The 15,252-nt window shown below is 53.5% G+C and carries 16 protein-coding genes and 1 pseudogene; 13 read left to right on the forward strand and 4 right to left on the reverse strand.

What is annotated here, in order from left to right:
• Nucleotides 1-98: 98 nt before the first annotated feature.
• The 8 genes from AKG43_RS09420 to AKG43_RS09455 all read left to right on the forward strand — a co-directional run bounded on the left by AKG43_RS09420 (nt 99) and on the right by AKG43_RS09455 (nt 7,598).
• On the forward strand, nt 99-1,313 hold the full coding sequence (locus AKG43_RS09420) for a multifunctional CCA addition/repair protein (protein ID WP_054600313.1): 1,215 nt from the start codon (nt 99-101) through the stop codon (nt 1,311-1,313).
• 233 nt (nt 1,314-1,546) lie between these two features.
• On the forward strand, nt 1,547-2,161 hold the full coding sequence (locus AKG43_RS09425) for a riboflavin synthase (RefSeq protein WP_054600314.1): 615 nt from the start codon (nt 1,547-1,549) through the stop codon (nt 2,159-2,161).
• Complete coding sequence (locus tag AKG43_RS09430; protein WP_231718149.1) at nt 2,161-2,781, forward strand: uracil-DNA glycosylase family protein; 621 nt, start codon at nt 2,161-2,163, stop codon at nt 2,779-2,781. Before AKG43_RS09425 ends, AKG43_RS09430 begins: the two co-directional genes overlap by 1 nt.
• A gap of 111 nt (nt 2,782-2,892) precedes the next feature.
• Nucleotides 2,893-3,642: a 23S rRNA (guanosine(2251)-2'-O)-methyltransferase RlmB gene (gene rlmB, locus AKG43_RS09435; protein ID WP_054600315.1), complete on the forward strand. Its 750-nt coding sequence runs from the start codon at nt 2,893-2,895 to the stop codon at nt 3,640-3,642.
• A 142-nt stretch (nt 3,643-3,784) separates the two neighbouring features.
• A complete protein-coding gene (locus AKG43_RS09440) occupies nt 3,785-4,213 on the forward strand; it encodes an NfeD family protein (RefSeq protein ID WP_054600316.1) in 429 nt (142 codons plus the stop codon).
• A gap of 9 nt (nt 4,214-4,222) precedes the next feature.
• The gene (locus tag AKG43_RS09445) at nt 4,223-5,188 is read left to right on the forward strand and encodes an SPFH domain-containing protein (protein WP_054600317.1); all 966 of its coding nucleotides are present in this window, start codon (nt 4,223-4,225) and stop codon (nt 5,186-5,188) included.
• 208 nt (nt 5,189-5,396) lie between these two features.
• Nucleotides 5,397-6,689, forward strand: a complete 1,293-nt coding sequence (gene aroA, locus AKG43_RS09450) for a 3-phosphoshikimate 1-carboxyvinyltransferase (protein WP_054600318.1) — start codon at nt 5,397-5,399, stop codon at nt 6,687-6,689.
• 141 nt (nt 6,690-6,830) lie between these two features.
• Nucleotides 6,831-7,598: an endonuclease/exonuclease/phosphatase family protein gene (locus AKG43_RS09455; RefSeq protein WP_054600319.1), complete on the forward strand. Its 768-nt coding sequence runs from the start codon at nt 6,831-6,833 to the stop codon at nt 7,596-7,598.
• Between the two features lie 83 nt (nt 7,599-7,681).
• On the opposite strand, the gene greA is transcribed toward AKG43_RS09455, so the two are convergent.
• The 3 genes from greA to plsY form a co-directional block, all read right to left on the reverse strand.
• Nucleotides 7,682-8,158: a transcription elongation factor GreA gene (gene greA / locus AKG43_RS09460; protein ID WP_054600320.1), complete on the reverse strand. Its 477-nt coding sequence runs from the start codon at nt 8,156-8,158 to the stop codon at nt 7,682-7,684.
• 227 nt (nt 8,159-8,385) lie between these two features.
• Nucleotides 8,386-9,879: a patatin-like phospholipase family protein gene (locus AKG43_RS09465; RefSeq protein WP_054600321.1), complete on the reverse strand. Its 1,494-nt coding sequence runs from the start codon at nt 9,877-9,879 to the stop codon at nt 8,386-8,388.
• A gap of 57 nt (nt 9,880-9,936) precedes the next feature.
• Nucleotides 9,937-10,560, reverse strand: a complete 624-nt coding sequence (gene plsY, locus AKG43_RS09470) for a glycerol-3-phosphate 1-O-acyltransferase PlsY (protein WP_054600322.1) — start codon at nt 10,558-10,560, stop codon at nt 9,937-9,939.
• A gap of 61 nt (nt 10,561-10,621) precedes the next feature.
• On the opposite strand from plsY, the gene folB reads away from it, so the two are divergent.
• The 3 genes from folB to AKG43_RS09485 all read left to right on the forward strand — a co-directional run bounded on the left by folB (nt 10,622) and on the right by AKG43_RS09485 (nt 12,473).
• Nucleotides 10,622-10,975 (forward strand): dihydroneopterin aldolase, encoded by a 354-nt coding sequence (gene folB / locus AKG43_RS09475; RefSeq protein WP_054600323.1) that lies wholly within the window; start codon nt 10,622-10,624, stop codon nt 10,973-10,975.
• An 86-nt stretch (nt 10,976-11,061) separates the two neighbouring features.
• Entirely contained in the window at nt 11,062-11,688 is a 627-nt protein-coding gene (locus AKG43_RS09480) for a flavin prenyltransferase UbiX (RefSeq protein WP_054600324.1), read from the forward strand.
• Between the two features lie 278 nt (nt 11,689-11,966).
• Entirely contained in the window at nt 11,967-12,473 is a 507-nt protein-coding gene (locus AKG43_RS09485) for a hypothetical protein (RefSeq protein WP_054600325.1), read from the forward strand.
• Here the strand turns inward: AKG43_RS09485 and AKG43_RS13385 are convergent.
• Nucleotides 12,470-12,637, reverse strand: a complete 168-nt coding sequence (locus AKG43_RS13385; protein WP_082403053.1) for a lipoprotein signal peptidase — start codon at nt 12,635-12,637, stop codon at nt 12,470-12,472. The two genes, AKG43_RS09485 and AKG43_RS13385, sit on opposite strands and share 4 nt — an antisense overlap.
• Before the next feature lie 605 nt (nt 12,638-13,242).
• On the opposite strand from AKG43_RS13385, the gene hemL reads away from it, so the two are divergent.
• Both hemL and AKG43_RS09495 read left to right on the forward strand, forming a co-directional pair.
• Complete coding sequence (gene hemL / locus AKG43_RS09490) at nt 13,243-14,526, forward strand: glutamate-1-semialdehyde 2,1-aminomutase (protein ID WP_054600326.1); 1,284 nt, start codon at nt 13,243-13,245, stop codon at nt 14,524-14,526.
• Between the two features lie 78 nt (nt 14,527-14,604).
• Nucleotides 14,605-15,252, forward strand: a pseudogene (locus tag AKG43_RS09495) (IS1595 family transposase); the annotation flags it as partial.

Here is a 15,252-nt window from a genome sequence, read left to right on the forward strand (position 1 = left end):
ATTCCCTCTCTCACTCAGGCTCTTCGCTGCCGTCTGAAAAATCATTCGGAATCAGTTAAGATACAGCCTGATACTTTTTCAGACGGCCTGATCACACCATGCAGATTTATCTTGTCGGCGGCGCAGTCCGCGATACTTTACTCAACATCACCGTTACCGACCGCGATTGGGTTGTTGTCGGCGCCGATGCCGCGGCCATGCTGGCGCAAGGCTTCCAACCCGTCGGCAAAGACTTCCCCGTGTTTCTGCATCCCGACGGCCACGAAGAATACGCCCTCGCCCGCACCGAGCGCAAAACCGCCAAAGGTTATGCCGGCTTTGCTTTTTATGCCGATAAAGACGTTACCCTCGAGCAAGACTTAATGCGCCGCGACCTCACCATCAACGCCATGGCACAAGATTCAGACGGCCTGATTATCGACCCTTTCGGCGGCCAGGAAGATTTGCGCAACGGCGTTTTGCGCCATGTTTCCGAAGCCTTCGCCGAAGACCCCGTGCGCATTCTCCGCACCGCCCGTTTTGCCGCCCGCTACGGTTTCAGCGTTGCCCCCGAAACCATGGAGCTGATGAAACAGATGGTGCGCGACGGTGAAGCCGATGCTTTGGTGGAAGAACGCGTGTGGCAGGAATTGGCCAAAGGGCTGATGGAAAAACAGCCGCGCAAAATGATCGAAATCCTGCGCGAATGCGGGGCTTTAAAAGTGTTGCTGCCCGAAGTGGACGCCCTTTTCGGCGTGCCGCAACGCGCCGACTACCACCCCGAAATCGACAGCGGCATCCACACGCTGATGGTATTGCAACGCGCCGCCGACATGGGTTTGACCCTGCCCGAACGCTACGCCGCCCTGCTGCACGACTTGGGCAAAGCACTCACACCCGCCGACATTCTGCCCAAGCACCACGGCCACGACATAGCGGGCGTAACGCCCGTGCGCGCCGTAAACGCCCGCTGGAAAGTACCCAAAGCCTGTTCCGAATTGGCCGAACTGGTTTGCCGCTGGCACATCGTGTTGCACAGCGTCGAAAACCTGAAAGCACAAACCGTGTTGAAAACCTTAAAGCAAACCGATGCTTTCAGACGGCCCGAACGTTTTCAGACGGCCTTAAACGTTTGCGTGGCCGATACGCAAGGCCGTCTGAACCGCGAAAATGAACCCTACCCGCAGCGCGAACACTGGCTGGCTCTGCTTGATGCCGCCAACAGCATCAACACCGCCGAAATCGCCGCCACCCACGCCGATGCGCCGCACAAAATTGCCGAAGCAATTGATCGGGCGCGGCTGGAAAAAATCAAACCGCTGCATACGGCCTGAGACCTTTGCAAAACCCTCAGATGTGGATGCAGTTCAAGGCGTAGCAGCACAGCGAGTGCAGACATATCATATAGATAGGCAAACGAGCGAGCAGCGCACAACGCAGAAATGCGCCGCAGATGAGGGTTTTGCAAAGGTCTCGGCCTACTGCGAGGGTTCCGCCACCTCATAAACCGCCGCTTTACCGGCCTTTCATCCGTTTTTTTAGTTTTTTCGTTTTTTAAGGAATCAAAATGTTCACAGGCATCGTACAAGGCATGGGGCGCATTGTCGCCAAAGATGCACCTTCCGCCGACTTTTGCACCTACACGGTCGAGCTGCCCGAAGACATGGCACACAACCTGCAAATCGGCGCATCGGTAGCCAATAACGGCTGCTGCCTCACCATTACCCGCATCAACGGCCGCCAAGTCGATTTCGACCTGATGGCAGAAACCTTGTCCAAAACCAACCTCGGCGCATTGGAAACCGGCAGCCCGGTCAACCTCGAGCGCGCCGCCCGCTTCGGCGACGAAATCGGCGGCCATGTGATGAGCGGCCACATTATCGCCGTTACCCCGATTACCCGCATCGAAGAAAGCGAACACAACCGCACCATATGGCTTGCCCTGCCGCCCGAGCTGAAACCTTATATCCTGACCAAAGGTTTTGTGGGGCTGGACGGTTGCAGCCTTACCATCGGCAGCGTAACCGAAACCGAATTCAACGTGCATCTGATTCCCGAAACCCTGCAACGCACATTGTTCGGCACGCGCCAAGCGGGCGACCTTGTGAATATAGAAATCGACCCGCAAACCCAAGCCGTGGTCGATACCGTTGCACGGATTATGTCGGCGCAGCAAAGCTGATGCCCAAACTGACTGCGGCAGCCGCCATGAACCCGACCGTTGAAACCCACCCGCTCGCCCCGTTCGCGCCCGCAAACGCCACCCTGCTGATGCTCGGTTCGTTTCCGCCGCCGCGCGCCCGCTGGAAAATGGATTTTTACTACCCCAATTTTCAAAACGACATGTGGCGGATTTTCGGCTTGGTGTTTTTCGGAGACAAAGATTATTTTGTCGAACCCGGCGGCAAAGCCTTTAAAGAAGCGCTTATCCGCAGCTTTCTCACCGAACGCGGCATCGCCATCAGTGATACGGCGCATCAGGTTATCCGTTTGCAGGGCAACGCTTCCGACAAGTTTTTGCAGATTGTGAAGCCGGTCGATTTGGCCGCGCTGCTGAATATCATGCCCAATTGCACAACCGTGATGACCACGGGCGAGCTGGCTACCGACACCCTGCTCTCGCTGATGCCGTCTGAAACCGCCAAACCCTCCATCGGCCGGTATTCCGAAACCGAATTTGCCGGCAGGCCGCTGCGCCTGTACCGCCTGCCGTCGTCATCGCGCGCCTATCCTTTGCCGCTGGCAGAAAAAGCCGCAGCCTACGGTGCGTTTTTCCGCGAAATCGGCTTGGCAAAACCATAAAACGCCAACCTTATTACCCTTTACACCCACCTGTTTTTCAGACGGCCTCAAAAGCCCTGTGCCGCCCAAACCCTGTATAATGCCGTCTGAAACTTTCACACAAAGCAAAACATGGCAAACCAACGACTTATCTACGGCTTTCACGCCGTTAACGCCCGCTTGTGGCAAAACCCGAAAAGCATTACCGAGCTGTATGTCCAAGAAGGCAAACACGATGCCCGCACCCGCGACGTGCTGGAAAAAGCCGCCGCCGAAAACGTGCGCGTGCATTTCGCCGCCGCCGAACGCTTAAACACCATCAGCAAAGGCGCGCGCCATCAAGGGGTGGTCGGCTTTATCGACGCCTCCAAAAACCACGTCCACCTTGAAGACGTGTTGGAAAACCTGCGCGAACCGGCGCTGCTGCTGGTGCTCGACGGCATCACCGACCCGCATAACCTCGGCGCATGTCTGCGTACCGCCGACGCAATGGGCGTTCACGCCGTGATTGCGCCGAAAGACAAAAGCGCGGGCTTGAACGCCACCGTGAGCAAAGTGGCCTGCGGCGCGGCCGAAACCGTGCCCTACATCACCGTAACCAACCTCGCCCGCACCCTGCGCGAATTGAAAGAATACGGCATCTGGGTGGTCGGCACCGACATGGGCGGCGAGGCCGATCTGTATCACGCCAAACTGCCCGAAAGCATCGCATGGGTAATGGGCAACGAAGGCGAAGGCATGCGCCGCCTCACCCGCGAACATTGCGACATGCTCGTTTCCGTGCCCATGTTCGGCACGGTGGAAAGCATGAACGTATCGGTAACGGCGGGCATGGTGTTGAGCGAAACCCGTCGCCAACGGGTGTTGAACGCCGAAAAATAAACCGTTTCCGTTCAAAAGGCCGTCTGAACACTCTTTGTGTAAACCGTTTCAGACGGCCTTTCTACCGTTCCCGCCGAAAACATTGAATTTTCGCTGGGAGCCTTTATCATTTATCCGATTGAAACAACAAAGGGGGCAACTCATGATCGCTTGGTTTATCGCCGCCATATTGGTGCTGATTTTAGAACTGTTCGTCGGCACGATTTACCTGCTGGTGGTCAGCGCCGCCCTGTTCGGCGCCGGCATTGCCGCATGGCTGTTCGACAGCACCAGCATCAGCATCATCACGGCTGCCGCGCTTTCTGCCGTGGGCATCTGGTGGGCGCACGGCTGGATAAAAAAACACCGCCGCTCACCTGTCGACGAATCCGCCCGCAACGATTTGGACATCGGGCAAACCGTACAAATCAACCGCCACCTGCACGGCAATCTGTATGAAGTGCATTACCGCGGCACCGTGTGGCAGGCTCAGGCCGACAATGGTGCCGATCACGCTGCCGGACAAACCGCCGTTATCACCGGCAAAAACGGCAATATTCTGCTTATTCATCTGCATTCATCATCAAACTAAGGAAAAACCATGGATTTCAGCCTGTTTCTCAGCTTTCCCATCCTGATTCTTATTGCCGTTGTCGTATTCGGCTTCAAATCGTTTACCGTTGTGCCGCAACAGGAAGCCTATGTAGTCGAACGCTTGGGCCGCTTCTATAAAATCCTTAATCCCGGCCTGAACATTCTGATTCCGTTTATCGACCGCATCGCCTACAAACACACGTTGAAAGAAATCCCGCTCGACGTGCCGAGCCAAGTATGTATTACCCGCGACAACACCCAGCTCACCGTCGACGGTATCATCTATTTCCAAGTAACCGACCCGAAACTCGCTTCATACGGCTCCAGCAACTACATCATGGCGATTACCCAGCTTGCCCAAACCACGCTGCGTTCGGTTATCGGCCGCATGGAATTGGACAAAACCTTTGAAGAGCGCGACGAAATCAACAGCATCGTCGTTTCCGCGCTCGACGAAGCCGCCGTATCATGGGGCGTGAAAGTATTGCGTTACGAAATCAAAGACTTGGTACCGCCGCAAGAAATCCTGCGTTCGATGCAGGCACAAATTACCGCCGAACGCGAAAAACGCGCCCGCATCGCCGAATCGGAAGGCCGCAAAATCGAGCAGATCAACCTTGCCAGCGGCCAGCGCGAAGCCGAAATCCAACAGTCCGAAGGTGAAATGCAGGCCGCCATCAACGAATCAAACGGCGACAAAATCGCCCGTATCAACCGCGCACAAGGCGAAGCCGAAGCCTTGCGCTTGGTGGCCGAGGCCAATGCCGATGCCATCCGCCTGATTGCCGCAGCCCTGCAAACTCCGGGCGGCAACGAGGCCGTTAATCTGAAAGTGGCCGAGCAATATGTAGAAGCCTTCAGCAAACTGGCCAAAGAAAACAACACGCTGATTATGCCCGCCAACGTGGCCGACATCGGCAGCTTGGTTTCTGCCGGACTGAAAATTGTCGAGGGCAATAAAACGGTGAAATAATCCGGCTTCCCGCCCCGACGCTTGATTTTCAGACGGCCTCTTTTACCGAAGGCCGTCTGAAATTATTTTATACAGGCGTTTCGGTGCGCTTACCGAATCCGAACACTTCAAAAAAAGCCGCATCAGCCCTTCCCGCCCGTTTTCCAAGCCGCACGATTACAGGCATAATACCGCTTCATCTTTTTTATCGTTCACGGAAAGAAAAACAATGACCGAATCCGTCCGCCTGCCCGCCGCCACACTCAAGCCCTCCACCGTCGCCCTGCCCGGCTCCAAAAGCATCAGCAACCGCACGCTGCTCTTGGCGGCATTGTCGGACAATGTGTGCGAAATCCATTCTTTATTAAAATCCGACGACACCGACCGCATGCTCGAAGCGTTGGAAAAACTCGGTGTCAAACTGGAATTTATCTCGGAAGGCCGTCTGAAAGTACACGGCACGGGCGGGCGTTTTCCCAACCGTGAGGCGGATTTGTTTCTCGGCAACGCAGGCACGGCGTTCCGCCCGCTTACCGCAGCTTTGGCGGTGCTGGGCGGCAACTACCACCTGCACGGCGTGCCGCGCATGCACGAACGCCCCATCGGCGATTTGGTCGATGCCCTGCGCACGGCCGGTGCCGATGTGCAATACCTCGGCAACGAACATTACCCGCCGCTGCGCATCCGCGAACGCACCGACAACGGCGTGCGTGTGATTCCGATTAAAGGCAACGTGTCCAGCCAGTTCCTGACCGCGCTCTTGATGGCGCTGCCGCTGACCGGCCAAGCGTTTGAAATCGAAATGGTCGGCGAGCTGATTTCCAAACCCTATATCGACATCACGCTGAAACTGATGGCGCAATTCGGTGTTCACGTCGAAAACCAAAACTACCGCGTGTTCAGGCTGCCTGCCGGCGCGCGTTACCATGCGCCGGAAAATCTGCATGTGGAAGGCGACGCTTCGAGCGCGTCTTATTTTCTCGCCGCCGGCCTGCTTTCCAGCGAACCCGTGCGCGTTACCGGCATCGGTACCCACAGCATTCAGGGCGATGTGGCATTTGCGCGCGAGTTGGAAAAAATCGGTGCCGATGTAACGTGGGGCGACCATTTTATCGAAGTCTCCCGCCCTGCCGACCGCCCTATCCAAGCCTTTGATTTGGATGCCAACCACATTCCCGATGCCGCCATGACCTTAGCCGTCGTTGCCCTTGCTACCGGCGCACCGTGCACCCTGCGCAACATCGGCAGCTGGCGCGTGAAAGAAACCGACCGCATCGCAGCAATGGCGGCGGAACTGCGCAAAGTGGGCGCAACCGTTACCGAAGAGCCTGAAGCAATCCACATCGTTCCGCCCACCACGCTCACTCCCGATGCCGAAATCGACACCTACGACGACCACCGCATGGCCATGTGCTTTTCATTGGTTTCGCTGCTCGGCGTGCCCGTGGTCATCAACGACCCCAAATGCACCCACAAAACCTTTCCCACCTATTTCGAAGTGTTTGCTTCGTTGCAAAAATAAACCGACACCGATAAACGCGGCCGTCTGAAACCAATATTCAGACGGCCTTTTTACAAAGCTATGTTTATGTAAAATCTGGTTTTTCAGACGGCCTGTTGATATATAATCAAAAAATACACAATAACAAATACCGAGCACATTATGACCCCCGTACCCGTTACCGTTACTTCTTACAACATGCACAAAGGCATGTCGGCACTCAACCGCAAAGTGCAGGTAGGCAACATGGCCGAAGCCCTGCAAAAGCTGAATTCAGACATTTTATTTTTACAAGAAGTGCAAGGCGAACACCAAATCCGCCGTTCCAAAATGCCCGACTTCCCGCACCGCCCGCATTACGACATTCTCAGCGAGCACCTGTCGTTCAACAGCAGCTACGGCAAAAACGCCGTTTACCCCGAACGGCACCACGGCAATGCGATTCTCAGCCACATGCCTATCGACACCCGCCACAATCTCAATATCACGGTCAACAAACTCGAACAGCGCGGCGTGCTGCATTGCGAGATTCAGCCCGAATATTGGGAACACCCGCTCGTGTGCCTGTGCGCCCATCTCAACCTGCGCGAACCCGACCGCATGAAACAGTATCAGGCGATTTTCGAATACGTTTCCCAACAGGTTGACCCGCACAGCCCGCTGATTATCGCCGGCGACTTCAACGACTGGCGTTCCAAATCCGCCGCCGCATTGGGCAAGGCGTTGAATCTCGAAGAAGTATTTGTGGATGCCAACGGCAAACGCCCGAAAACCTTTCCCTCGCTCATGCCCGTATTGAGCCTCGACCGCATCTACACCCGCAACCTCGAAGTGCTCGATTCGCAAATCCACAAAGAAAAGCAATGGCAGCTGCTCTCCGACCACCTGCCCTTGAGCGTGAAAGTGCTGCCGAGAATCAAACAGCCTTAATCTGTTTGCAGCATAACAACAGGCCGTCTGAAAAACTGTTTTCAGACGGCCTGTTGTCATTTAAAAGCTATAACACACAGCGGTTAAATATATTCCACCGCAACAATATCGTATTCGCGCACGCCGCCCGGAGCCTGAACCTCCGCCACATCGCCTTCTTCTTTACCGATCAAGGCGCGGGCAATGGGTGAGCCGACGTATATTTTATTGGCTTTGATATCGGCCTCGTCCTCGCCCACAATCTGATAACGCACCTGCTCTTCGGTATCCAAATCTTCCAAGGTTACGGTTGCACCGAACACCACTTTACCTTCGGCGTGGATTTCGGCAGGGTTGATAATGTGTGCCATCGATAATTTATGTTCTACCTCTGCAATGCGGCCTTCGATAAAACCCTGACGCTCTTTGGCCGCTTCGTATTCGGCATTTTCCGACAAATCGCCGTGCGAACGCGCCTCGGCAATCGCTTCGATCACTTGCGGGCGGGCAACGCTTTTGAGCTGTTGTAATTCTTCTTTCAACAATTCTGCACCGCGGACGGTTAACGGAATTTTCTGCATGAAACTTTTCTCCGGTTTGTAACGGCTTGGAGGCCGTCTGAAATAATAGGCAAATAAAAATACAAGCCGCCTGAAACCGGCGGCTTGTTTTAAAAAGTTGTATGGGAACGGATTGTATCAAAAACCCGTTCTCAGGCAAAGCTTTCCGGCGCCTATGCCCCAAATAGTGTTGCGCGGGCGGGTTTATCCTGCCGGGGCTTTTGCAAAAGCCTCGTGAAGCGGCACGATTATTGCGGCTTCAACCACTGCGCGTCATATTCTACGGGAACATCCGAACCGGGCAGCGGCGGCCCTTCGCCCACAAACCACACAGGCTTGTTTACCGCACGTTCCGGCTCGACGGGGTCGGCGGCCAAATCGGCCAGCAGCCGTTTATATTCGGCCGATTGTTGGAGCAAGGCGCGTGCTGCGGTTTTTAAATCGTTGATGTCGTTGGGCGGCAAATAGAATGTGGTGGGAATATTCAATACATTCTTCCTCAACTGGGACTCAGGCAATTCCCTCAGATTGAGGCTCACGAAATACATACCGGTTTGGCTGCGGTTCTTACCTTTACCGATGCTTTTGTTCCATTGGTCTGCAAACTCGCGGAACCGGCGCAGCGATTCTTGCGAATACCTGTCTATCGGGATATCGACAACGGCATTGATCACATCGGTCAAACCCGGAACCGCGGCCGATTGGTCGATAAGGCTGCTGATTTGGTTTTGGGCATTCACGTTGATGATCACGATGCGGCGGATATGTTCGTCGTCGAGCTTGCGTTGCAGCATACTGCTCGAGCGTGCATCGGCTACGTCGAGCAGGCCGCGCAGGCCGAGATTGTCGGTAAGCCCGCCGTCCAAAAGATGAATGTAAGGCCGCTTAACGCTGTCGTTGTATTGCAGAAAACTCTGCACAAACTCGCGTTTCGTTTGGGTTTGCAATCCGCCGCCGCGCACGGCGGTTGCTTTCTGCACTTCTTCGGGAACCATATAACCGCATTTGCCACCATTGTTGTTCAGGGTAATCGGGCTGAACACCAAAGGCACGGCACTCGAAGCGGCCACCGCCCGCGCAATCCGCAGCTGCGAGAGGTCGAGGCACATCATGTCGAAATATTCCTGCGTAAAATCCAAACGGCTGCCGGCCGCCATATCTGTGGCGGAAATCACGGCAAACGGGCCTTTTCGCTTTCTGTCCAAATCGCCGAAAGTGGCATCGCGGAAAAGCGTATTCTCAAACTGCTCCTGCAACAAATCCCCCCTGCCATATTCGGGCGAAGTCAAGCGCGGCACGTTGGCAAGCGAAAACAGCTGCTTGGTAAACTGACGCTGAAAGTTCTGTTTCAAAAAACGCCGCTCGAAAGCTGGTACGGTTTCCGGGCCGTGCATCGAAAAATAAGCCGCCAGCACCGAACCGCCCGACACGCCGTACACCATATCTATATTTTCCAGCAAGCTTTTTTCCCTGCCGCCGATATTGACCTGCTGTTTTTTCAATTCTTCCAGCACGCCGTAACCCAAAGCGGCCGCGCGCGTGCCGCCGCCGGAAAAAATCAGCACCACAAACGTATCGTCTTCGGCGCGCCGGCTCAATGCCTTTTCTAAACGGTAACCTTTCTCGGTATCCACCTTATCAATCGTCTGTAACGGTTGAAACTGCACCAGTGCGCAAGAAGACAGCAAACAGGCAATCGATATGGCCGCACATTTTTTCAGGCCGTCTGAAAAACTCCGCATCACATCATTCCTTCAAACCAAATCAAAACAAAAAAGCAGCCGAGGCTGCTTTAACATTTATTCTCCGGATTCGGATTTATCCGCTTTTTCCCCGATTTTCGTTTCTTTTCCGTTCAACAGGTTTCTAATGTTGGTTTTATGCCTGTAAAGCACCAGCAACGCAATCACTGCGGTAGACCATATCCACGAATCGTAAGGCATAAAGAAAAAAGCCACAACCGGGCTGGCTACGGTAGCAACCAATGCCGCCAGCGAAGACACTTTAAATCCGAACGCCATCACCAGCCAAATCAGCGCACACACCAGCGCAGTCGGCCACGACAAGGCCAGCAGCACGCCCAAAGCAGTCGCCACCCCTTTGCCGCCTTTAAAGCCGAAAAACAGCGGCCACATATGCCCCACCAAAGCGGCAACCGCCACCAAAGCGATGGTTGCGTTGTCCAATGCCAGCGGCTCCTGAAGGTAGCGCGCCAGCAAAACCGCCAGCAGCCCCTTCAACGCATCGCCCAACAGCGTCAATGCCGCAGCCTTCTTTTTGCCGCTGCGTAAAACATTGGTCGCCCCCGGATTACCGGAACCGTAAGTACGCGGGTCATCCATGCCGTAAAATTTCGATACCATCACGGCAAACGACAACGAGCCTATCAGATAACCGGCAGTAATCATCAAGAAATTAAACATTGCAAAAACTTTTGTTTTAGAATGGAGCCGTGATTTTAACGTGAAAACGGCGTAACACAAAATGGATAAAATCTTTTTACACGGCATGAAAGCCGAAACCCTTATCGGGCTTTACGATTGGGAGCGCGGCCAAAAACAGACGCTGGTTCTTGATGTGGTTATCGGTGTGCCTGAGAAATCTGCATCCGATGACAACATCAACGACACCGTTCATTATGCCGACGTGTGCGAAGCGGTGCGCAGCAGTCTGAAAAACCAACAGTTTCTGCTGCTTGAAGCTCTGGCCGAACACGTTGCAGGTTTAATCTTGTCGGATTTCGGCGCACTGTGGGTGCGTGTACGCATCGTTAAACCCGGCATCCTCGCCGATGTAAAAGAAGTCGGCGTAGAAATCGAACGCAGCAGAGAAATCTAAAAAACTTTTTAAATCCGATCAATTATTTATTATCGCTCCTTTTTAACAGACAGGCCGTCTGAAAATCATTCTCGGCTTCACGCACCATGAATACAGTCCATTACCCGATAAACACCGTTACTCTCGCCTTTACCGGCGCATCAGGCATGCCCTACGGCATCCGCCTGCTTGAATGTTTGCTGCAAAGCGGCAAAACCGTGTGGCTTTTATATTCTCAGGCCGCACAAATTGTAGCCCGCCAAGAAATGAATCTCACCCTGCCGGCTTCTCCCTCTGAATGTCAGGCAGTTTTGTGCGAACGCTATCACGTATCTCCTGCCCGGCTGCGCGTATTCGGCAAAGACGAATGGTTCGCCCCGCCCGCTTCAGGCACCAACCCTGCCGATGCCATGATTGTTTGCCCTGCCAGCATGGGCGTGGTAGCCGCCATTGCACACGGCACTTCAGACCACTTGATCGAACGTGCCGCCGATGTGTGCATAAAAGAACGTCGCCCGTTGGTTATCGTGCCGCGCGAAACGCCGCTTTCCACCCTGCATTTGGAAAACCTGCTCAAACTTTCCCGCTTGGGTGCGGTTATCCTGCCGCCCTCCCCCGGTTTCTACCATCACCCCGATACGCTCAACCACATGATCGATTTTGTGGTTGCACGCATTCTTGACCAGCTGCGCATCCCCCACCAACTGATGAAAAAATGGGGAGAGCAAAATTAACAAAAAATTTCAACAAGATAAAAATTAAACCTACTTAAAAACCCAAATAAAAGTTGACAATATCCAATACCCTGATTTACATTGGCCGCCATGAACACATTAAACATTCGCCCCTTTGCTTATTACTATTGGTACCACACAAACGTGCGGTACTCTTTTGCGCTTGTCTGAAACACAGATAAACCAAGCAAACGCGAAACAGCAGCCGCCCGAATATTCAGGCGGCTTTTTTATTGCTTTGCCGCCTGTTACTCCCCATATCACAGGAGCAGATAACAATGAAAACCGCCACGTTGCCAACCCTAGAAAAACCGACCACCGTTTTGCAACCCATACACCTGATTGTAAACGGCAATGTTCACCGTTCAGACCTGTTCGCCTCACCGGCCGTTTCAACCGGCGGTGTTCAAATCAGCGAGGCACTTTTGCCGCAAATCCGTACTGTGGCCACTTTAATCGCAGCCATGCGTCATGATTTTAATCACCGCAGCCCCGACATCTTTACCGAAGAAGCCGATTGGTTTGCCGCTCGCATTATCGTATTGGGCGTTAAACGCTTTCATCTCGACGTTACCCTGCTTCCGATGTTGAAAGCAGCCAACCAACGCGCCCAAGCTTTTGCCGCTTCCCGCAAAATCCCGTTTACACCGGCAGAAATCCGCATGAGCCTGCACGCCGTTCGACCTGCCAATCTTTTAATCGCCGAAACCGGGCATCTCATCGAAGATTGCGGCAATATGGTTGAAAACAGCATGGCATTGAAACAGCAGCTGGCCGATTTTTAATCAACCTGAGACCTTTGCAAAACCCTCAGATGTGGATGCAGTTCAAGGCGTAGCAGCACAGCGAGTGCAGACATATCATATAGATAGGCAAACGAGCGGGCAGCGCACAACGCAGAAATACGCCGCAGATGGGGGTTTTGCAAAGGTCTCAGGCAGTGCCTCATAATGAGGCACTTTAAGGGGACTTTAGGGGTAGCTTGTCTACTTTTTACGCAAAAACAGCCGGAACATGATGAAGCATGTTCCGGCTGTTTGTTGGCGTGGGGTTTTGCAAAGGTCTCAACCTATCAGCCGCACATTCGGCAATAAGCAATCAATTTCATAACAAACTAAACGCAGCGATACTCAACATAAAATAAAATGCACTGCCTGTAAAAGCTTATAAAAAATATCCGCACATTTTCGTGCGGGTCAATTTACGGGTATCAATTATTGTTGATTCAAACCCACACCACTCAATCAAGCTGCATCATTCGAGCCGCGCCGTTAACTGCATGTTGCCATCTGCTCCGATACAGCATTCTCTACTTTGCCGGTTCGCTCTTTAGATATATGCAAGGGCGGATATCGCCTGCCGCCTGAAAGCAAAGCTGCTAAAATAACGCATTCGTTTTTTCAGACGGCCTTTTATAGTCAATTAACTCAATTTTAATGCCAGGCAGCAAGCCGCAGACGGTACACTCTTTAAACTAAGGCACAGCAACGCCGCAGTAAGTTAAGTTGATTGACCATATCTGTGCCAACATCTATTCGACAAAAGGATAACCCCATGAACCGCAACGAAGCATTGTTCAACCGTGCCAAAGCCATCATTCCCGGCGGCGTCAACTCGCCCGTGCGCGCATTCGGCAGCGTCGGCGGCGTGCCGCGCTTCATCAAAAAAGCCCAAGGCGCATATGTTTGGGACGAAAACGATACCCGCTATATCGACTATGTAGGCTCGTGGGGGCCCGCGATTGTCGGCCACGCCCATCCCGAAGTGATTGAAGCCGTGCGCGAAGCGGCGTTGGGCGGTTTGTCGTTCGGCGCGCCTACCGAAGGCGAAATCGTGATTGCCGAAGAAATCGCCAAACTCGTGCCCAGCGTGGAACAGGTGCGCCTCGTCAGCTCCGGCACCGAAGCCACCATGAGTGCCATCCGCTTGGCACGCGGTTTTACCCAACGCGACAAAATCATCAAGTTCGAAGGCTGCTACCACGGCCATTCCGACAGCCTGCTGGTTAAAGCGGGCAGCGGTCTGCTCACGTTCGGCAATCCCAGCTCCGCCGGCGTGCCCGCAGATTTCACCCAACACACGCTGGTTTTAGAATACAACAACGTCGCCCAACTCGAAGAAACCTTCGCCCAAATCGGCAGCGAAATAGCCTGCGTGATTCTCGAACCGTTTGCCGGCAACATGAACTTGGTGAGGCCGTCTGAAAACTTCATCAAAGCCCTGCGTTCGCTTACCGAACAACACGGCGCGGTGCTGATTTACGACGAAGTGATGACCGGCTTCCGCGTGGCATTGGGCGGCGCGCAATCGCTGCACGGCATCAAACCCGACTTAACCACCATGGGCAAAGTGATCGGCGGCGGCATGCCGTTGGCGGCGTTCGGCGGCCGCAAAGACATCATGGCCTGCATCTCCCCGCTCGGCGGCGTGTATCAGGCAGGCACGCTGTCGGGTAACCCCGTGGCCGTGGCCGCCGGTTTGAAAACGCTGGAAATCATCCAACGCGAAGGCTTCTACGAAAACCTCGCTAAGCTCACCGATCAACTGGTTAACGGTTTTCAGACGGCCTCGAAAGAGGCGGGTATTACTTTCAGCGCCGATTACGTCGGCGGCATGTTCGGCCTCTATTTTGCCGACAGCACGCCGCAAAGCTATGCCGACATGACCCGCTCCAACATCGAAGATTTCAAACGCTTCTTCCACGGCATGCTCGAGTGCGGCGTGGCGTTCGGCCCCTCGGCTTACGAAGCCTGCTTCATGTCGGCGGCACATACGCCTGAATTGATAGACGAAACCGTTGCCACCGCCAAAGAAGTGTTTGCCGAGATGGCGAAATAAACTGATTGGCTTTAAATATAGTCAATCCACATTAACTTTGGGGCTGACGTAGATTAGCAGTCATGATAGGCTGCCAAAATGAAGATAACCCACTGTAAGTTAAAGAAGAGTCTGCAAAGAAAACTGCTTGAATATTTTGTATTGGAAGTAACCGCACGTTCTGCTGCCGATATCTTGGGTATTCAGCCCAATACGGCTATTCTCTTCTACCGTAAAATCCGTCTTGTTATCAGCCATCATTTGGCTTTGGAAGCAGATCAGGTTTTTGAGGGCACTATAGAATTGGATGAGAGCTATTTCGGCGGTAAGCGTAAAGGAAAGCGCGGTAGGGGAGCAGCAGGTAAAGTGGTGGCTTTCGGTATCCTTAAACGTGGAGGTAAGGTTTATACGGTTGTAGTGAATAATGCCTGAAAGGAAAGTTTATTTCCTGTTATTACAAGGAAAATTACACCTGATAGCGTAGTTTATACGGACTGCCTGAGCAGTTACGACGTGTTGGATGTCAGCGGTTTTCACCATCACAGGATTAATCACAGCAAAAAGTTTGCCGACCGACACAACCATATCAACGGCATTGAGAATTTTTGGAATCAGGCGAAACGTGTCTTGCGCAAATACAACGGAATCGACCGAAAATCTTTTCCTCTGTTCTTGAAAGAATGTGAGTTTCGTTTTAACTTCGGGACACCAAAGCAGCAGTTAAAAACTCTGCGGCTTTGGTGTGGT

The sequence above is a fragment of the Neisseria sp. 74A18 genome, assembly GCF_001308005.1.
Taxonomy (GTDB): Bacteria; Pseudomonadota; Gammaproteobacteria; order Burkholderiales; family Neisseriaceae; genus Neisseria; species Neisseria dumasiana.

What these genes read in the sequence shown, in the direction of transcription:
- AKG43_RS09420 (WP_054600313.1), top strand. Translation starts at nt 99, where the DNA reads ATGCAGATTTATCTTGTCGGCGGCGCAGTCCGCGATACTTTACTCAAC.
- AKG43_RS09425 (WP_054600314.1), top strand. Translation starts at nt 1,547, where the DNA reads ATGTTCACAGGCATCGTACAAGGCATGGGGCGCATTGTCGCCAAAGAT.
- AKG43_RS09430 (WP_231718149.1), top strand. Translation starts at nt 2,161, where the DNA reads ATGCCCAAACTGACTGCGGCAGCCGCCATGAACCCGACCGTTGAAACC.
- rlmB (WP_054600315.1), top strand. Translation starts at nt 2,893, where the DNA reads ATGGCAAACCAACGACTTATCTACGGCTTTCACGCCGTTAACGCCCGC.
- AKG43_RS09440 (WP_054600316.1), top strand. Translation starts at nt 3,785, where the DNA reads ATGATCGCTTGGTTTATCGCCGCCATATTGGTGCTGATTTTAGAACTG.
- AKG43_RS09445 (WP_054600317.1), top strand. Translation starts at nt 4,223, where the DNA reads ATGGATTTCAGCCTGTTTCTCAGCTTTCCCATCCTGATTCTTATTGCC.
- aroA (WP_054600318.1), top strand. Translation starts at nt 5,397, where the DNA reads ATGACCGAATCCGTCCGCCTGCCCGCCGCCACACTCAAGCCCTCCACC.
- AKG43_RS09455 (WP_054600319.1), top strand. Translation starts at nt 6,831, where the DNA reads ATGACCCCCGTACCCGTTACCGTTACTTCTTACAACATGCACAAAGGC.
- greA (WP_054600320.1), bottom strand. Translation starts at nt 8,158, where the DNA reads ATGCAGAAAATTCCGTTAACCGTCCGCGGTGCAGAATTGTTGAAAGAA.
- AKG43_RS09465 (WP_054600321.1), bottom strand. Translation starts at nt 9,879, where the DNA reads ATGCGGAGTTTTTCAGACGGCCTGAAAAAATGTGCGGCCATATCGATT.
- plsY (WP_054600322.1), bottom strand. Translation starts at nt 10,560, where the DNA reads ATGTTTAATTTCTTGATGATTACTGCCGGTTATCTGATAGGCTCGTTG.
- folB (WP_054600323.1), top strand. Translation starts at nt 10,622, where the DNA reads ATGGATAAAATCTTTTTACACGGCATGAAAGCCGAAACCCTTATCGGG.
- AKG43_RS09480 (WP_054600324.1), top strand. Translation starts at nt 11,062, where the DNA reads ATGAATACAGTCCATTACCCGATAAACACCGTTACTCTCGCCTTTACC.
- AKG43_RS09485 (WP_054600325.1), top strand. Translation starts at nt 11,967, where the DNA reads ATGAAAACCGCCACGTTGCCAACCCTAGAAAAACCGACCACCGTTTTG.
- AKG43_RS13385 (WP_082403053.1), bottom strand. Translation starts at nt 12,637, where the DNA reads ATGAGGCACTGCCTGAGACCTTTGCAAAACCCCCATCTGCGGCGTATT.
- hemL (WP_054600326.1), top strand. Translation starts at nt 13,243, where the DNA reads ATGAACCGCAACGAAGCATTGTTCAACCGTGCCAAAGCCATCATTCCC.